The 3,380-nt window shown below is 66.7% G+C and carries 3 protein-coding genes; all 3 read right to left on the bottom strand.

From position 1 onward, the window contains the following. A partial coding sequence (locus DYI24_RS23630; RefSeq protein WP_164574057.1) for a sensor histidine kinase occupies positions 1-2,332 on the bottom strand: 2,332 nt, incomplete at its 3' end. 219 nt (positions 2,333-2,551) lie between these two features. Continuing rightward, the gene (gene dut / locus DYI24_RS23635) at positions 2,552-3,010 is read right to left on the bottom strand and encodes a dUTP diphosphatase (protein WP_164574058.1); all 459 of its coding nucleotides are present in this window, start codon (positions 3,008-3,010) and stop codon (positions 2,552-2,554) included. Continuing rightward, a partial coding sequence (locus DYI24_RS23640; protein ID WP_283810891.1) for a phosphopantothenoylcysteine decarboxylase domain-containing protein occupies positions 3,007-3,380 on the bottom strand: 374 nt, incomplete at its 5' end. The genes dut and DYI24_RS23640, both read right to left, overlap by 4 nt.

A 3,380-nucleotide genomic window follows, 5' to 3' on the forward strand; every position in this document is an offset into this window, starting at 1 on the left:
GATCGAACATCTTCTCTTTGAACGCCGGCGCGATGCCGGGACCGGAGTCGGTCACGGTGAACGCGACGCGGGTCTCGCCCCTGCGCACCGTCAGCCGCACCGTCCCTTGCGGGGGCGAGAAATCGACCGCGTTGGCGAGCAGATTGTACAGCACCTGCACGACCCGCCGCTCATCGCCGACAAAACTGTCGATCGCCGGATCGATATCGACCTGCAGCGCGATCTGATCGCGGGCCAGCCGGTCCTGAATGCCCTCGGCGGCCGCATCGATCACCTTGCGGATGTCGATCGGGCTGAGATTGAGCGTCATGGCGCCTGCGTCGATGCTGGCGAGATCGAGGATGTTGTTGATGATCGCCATCAGCGCATTGGTCGAGGTCGTGATGTAGTTCACGTACTCGGCCTGCTTCTCGGTGAGCGGCCCGGTCGATGGATCGCTGAGGAAGTGCGCGAAGCCGATGATCGTGGTCAGCGGCGAGCGCAGTTCGTACGAGACGTGGTGGACGAAATCGATCTTGATGCGATCGGCCGTCTCCAGCGCCTCGTTGCGCTCGCGCAGCGCCCGCTCGACATTCTCGGTGTCGGTGATGTCCTGGAACGTCAGCATGGTGGCGCCGTCGGGCAGCGGCATGGTCTTGCAGGCCAGCACGCTGCCGTCCTTGCGCTCGAGCTTGAGCAGGACATGGCGGCGATCGTCGATGCCGGTGATGGCGCCGCGCAGCGCCTGCCAGAACACCTCGTCGTCGAACAGCGGCCGGCACCACTCCTCGATCGCCTCGATGTGCGGCTGGCTCTGCAGCGCCTCGGCCGATAGGTTCCACATCCGCGCGAACGGCGGGTTGAACAACTGCGCGCAGCCGTTGGAGCCGAACACCGCGACGGCTTCCGAGAGATTGTCGAGCGTTTCGCGCTGAACGTCGATCAAGCCGCCATAGCGGCGCTTGAGATCGAGGCTCTCGGTGACGTCGTCGAACAGATAGGTGACGCCGCCTTCCGGATTGGGCGTGGTGACGATGCTGACCGCGCGGCCGTCCGGCAGATACCAGACGTCCTTCTCGGCCTCGACCGCCCGATAGGCTTCGTGCAGCTTGTTCTTCCACGCCTTGAAGTCGCGCTCCTCCGGCAACTTGCGCTCGGCGCGCAGCCGGTCGAGCACGGTAGAGTCGTCGGGATGGCTGTCGAGGAAGATGCGGTCGAGGTCCCACAGCTTGCGATAGGAGTCGTTGTAGAACGACAGCCTGCGCTGAGCGTCGAACACCGCGACGCCGGAAGACAGCTGATCGAGCGTGCGCCGATGTGCATCGGCCATCCGCTCCAGGGCGGCGCCGAGCGCGGCCGTTTCGCTGGCGTCGACCGCGATGCCGGCGCTGCCGCCGGTCACCTTCAGGGCGCGGACGTCGAAGTAACGGCGCTCGCCGCCGACCACGATCGGCAGCCGGCCGGAGTATTCGTAGCCGTCGCTGAGCGCCCGCGCCAGCGCGGCACGATCGGAAGAATCGAGCAATTCGAGATTGCGGCCGATCGCGTCCGCGGCGTCGCTGGCATCGGTCGCGCGCGCATAGGCGGCGTTGGCGAAGCTGAGCGTGCCATCGGAGCGGCGGGTCCAGATCGGCCAAGGCGCGGCGGTTGCGAAGCCGCGCAGCATCTCGGTTTCGTCCTGCAGCGCCTTGAAGCGCCGGCTCATATCGGCGAGCTCGCGCCGCACGCCGCTGAGTTCGCGGATGCGGACCACGGCCTGACCGCCGACGGCGCGCCCCATCGCCTCGATCGAGCGGCCGGTCGAGGTGACGAGCTGCAACAGGAAGCCTTCGCCTTTGTCGAGCAGCGCGTCGACGGCATGATCCATCTGCAGCGCCGGCTCGGGCGGCAGCCAAGTTCCAAACGCGAGCACGCGTTGCGGCTGGCGGCTCTGGGTCTCCGGCGGCAGGAACAGCGCGGTGTCACCGCTGATCTGCGGCCGGCTGTCACCGGCGGCCCAGGAGATCAGCACCTGCGGCTCGGCGAACAGCAGCGCCTGAAAGCGATCGGACTCCGCCTGCAGCCCCTGCAGGTCGGCGCGCAGCCCCGCTTCGCGCGCAAGCGCGCGTTGCCGCGTCCGCACCAGCATGATCGCAGACATCACCGAAAAGCCCAGCGCCGCGAGCGCGATGATCAACGTCATCATCTCGTGGCGGTTGAGGTCCAGCAGCAGCGACGACGTGATGGCGGCCAGGTGATCGTCTGCGGCTCGCGCCGGCGAGGACGCGACCATCACGGCCGTCCCAGCCAAACCATGCACCAGGGAGGTGCACGACAGACTGGTCCGACGTATGGACCCCAATACGCCTGACATCGATTGCCCCAAACCGCACGGCGCAACTGACAAGCCGCGCCATAGCCGAATCGGAGGACATTATCGCCATCGCGACTCGGGGGGTAAGAGTCCAGACCGTGAACGGAGTCATGACCGTCCGCAAACGGACGATTTATATTTTCCCGCGCCGATTCCGGCCGTGCTTGACACTAAATCTAGTTGAGTCGCGGAACTAACACCTCAACGCGGCGCCGCCACTCAGCGGCCGGTCGAGCCAAAACCACCGGCGCCGCGGCCGCTTTCCGGCAGGACCTCGACCGCCACGAACTGAGCGCGGCTGACCGGGGCGATCACTATTTGAGCGATGCGTTCGCCGCGGCGGATCGTGAAAGGCTCGCTGCCGTGATTGATCAGCAGCACGCCGATCTCGCCGCGATAATCGGCGTCGATCGTGCCCGGCGCGTTCAGCACGGTGACGCCGTGCTTCGCCGCGAGTCCCGAACGCGGCCGGACCTGCGCCTCGTAGTTCTCCGGAAGCGCGATGGTGAGTCCGGTCGGCACCAGCACGTAGCGGCCGGGCTGAAGCGTCAGCGGCGCATCCTGCGGGACGGCGGCGGTCAGGTCGAGCCCGGCGGCATACGCGGTCTGATACTCCGGCAGCGGCAAGCCTTCGCCGTGCGGCAGATGGCGAATCGAAACAGTGATGGTCTGGGTCATGCGGGAACTGCCATTGCTTGGGCGATCCGCGCCACCAGCGCGGTCGCGACTTCGTCCTTGGTCATCAGCGGCCACGATTCGAGATCGGCGGCGGCATCGTTGCGCATCAGCAGATGCACGGTGTTGCGGTCGCCGCCCATCACGCCGGTGGCCGGCGAGACGTCATTGGCGACGATCCAGTCGCAGCCCTTGCGGGCCAGCTTGGCGGTGGCGTTGTCGATCAGGTTTTCGGTCTCAGCCGCAAAGCCGATCACCAGCGGCGGCCGGCCCTCGGTCAGCTTCGAGATCGTGGCCAGGATGTCGGGGTTCTCGGTGAGCTGCAGCGGCGGCGGTCCGCCGGTGCCCTTTTTGAGCTTCTGCATCCCTTCGC

It is taken from the genome of Rhodopseudomonas sp. BR0C11 (genome assembly GCF_010820945.1).
Lineage (GTDB): Bacteria > Pseudomonadota > Alphaproteobacteria > Rhizobiales > Xanthobacteraceae > Rhodopseudomonas > Rhodopseudomonas palustris_H.

What these genes read in the sequence shown, in the direction of transcription:
- dut (WP_164574058.1), bottom strand. Translation starts at nt 3,010, where the DNA reads ATGACCCAGACCATCACTGTTTCGATTCGCCATCTGCCGCACGGCGAA.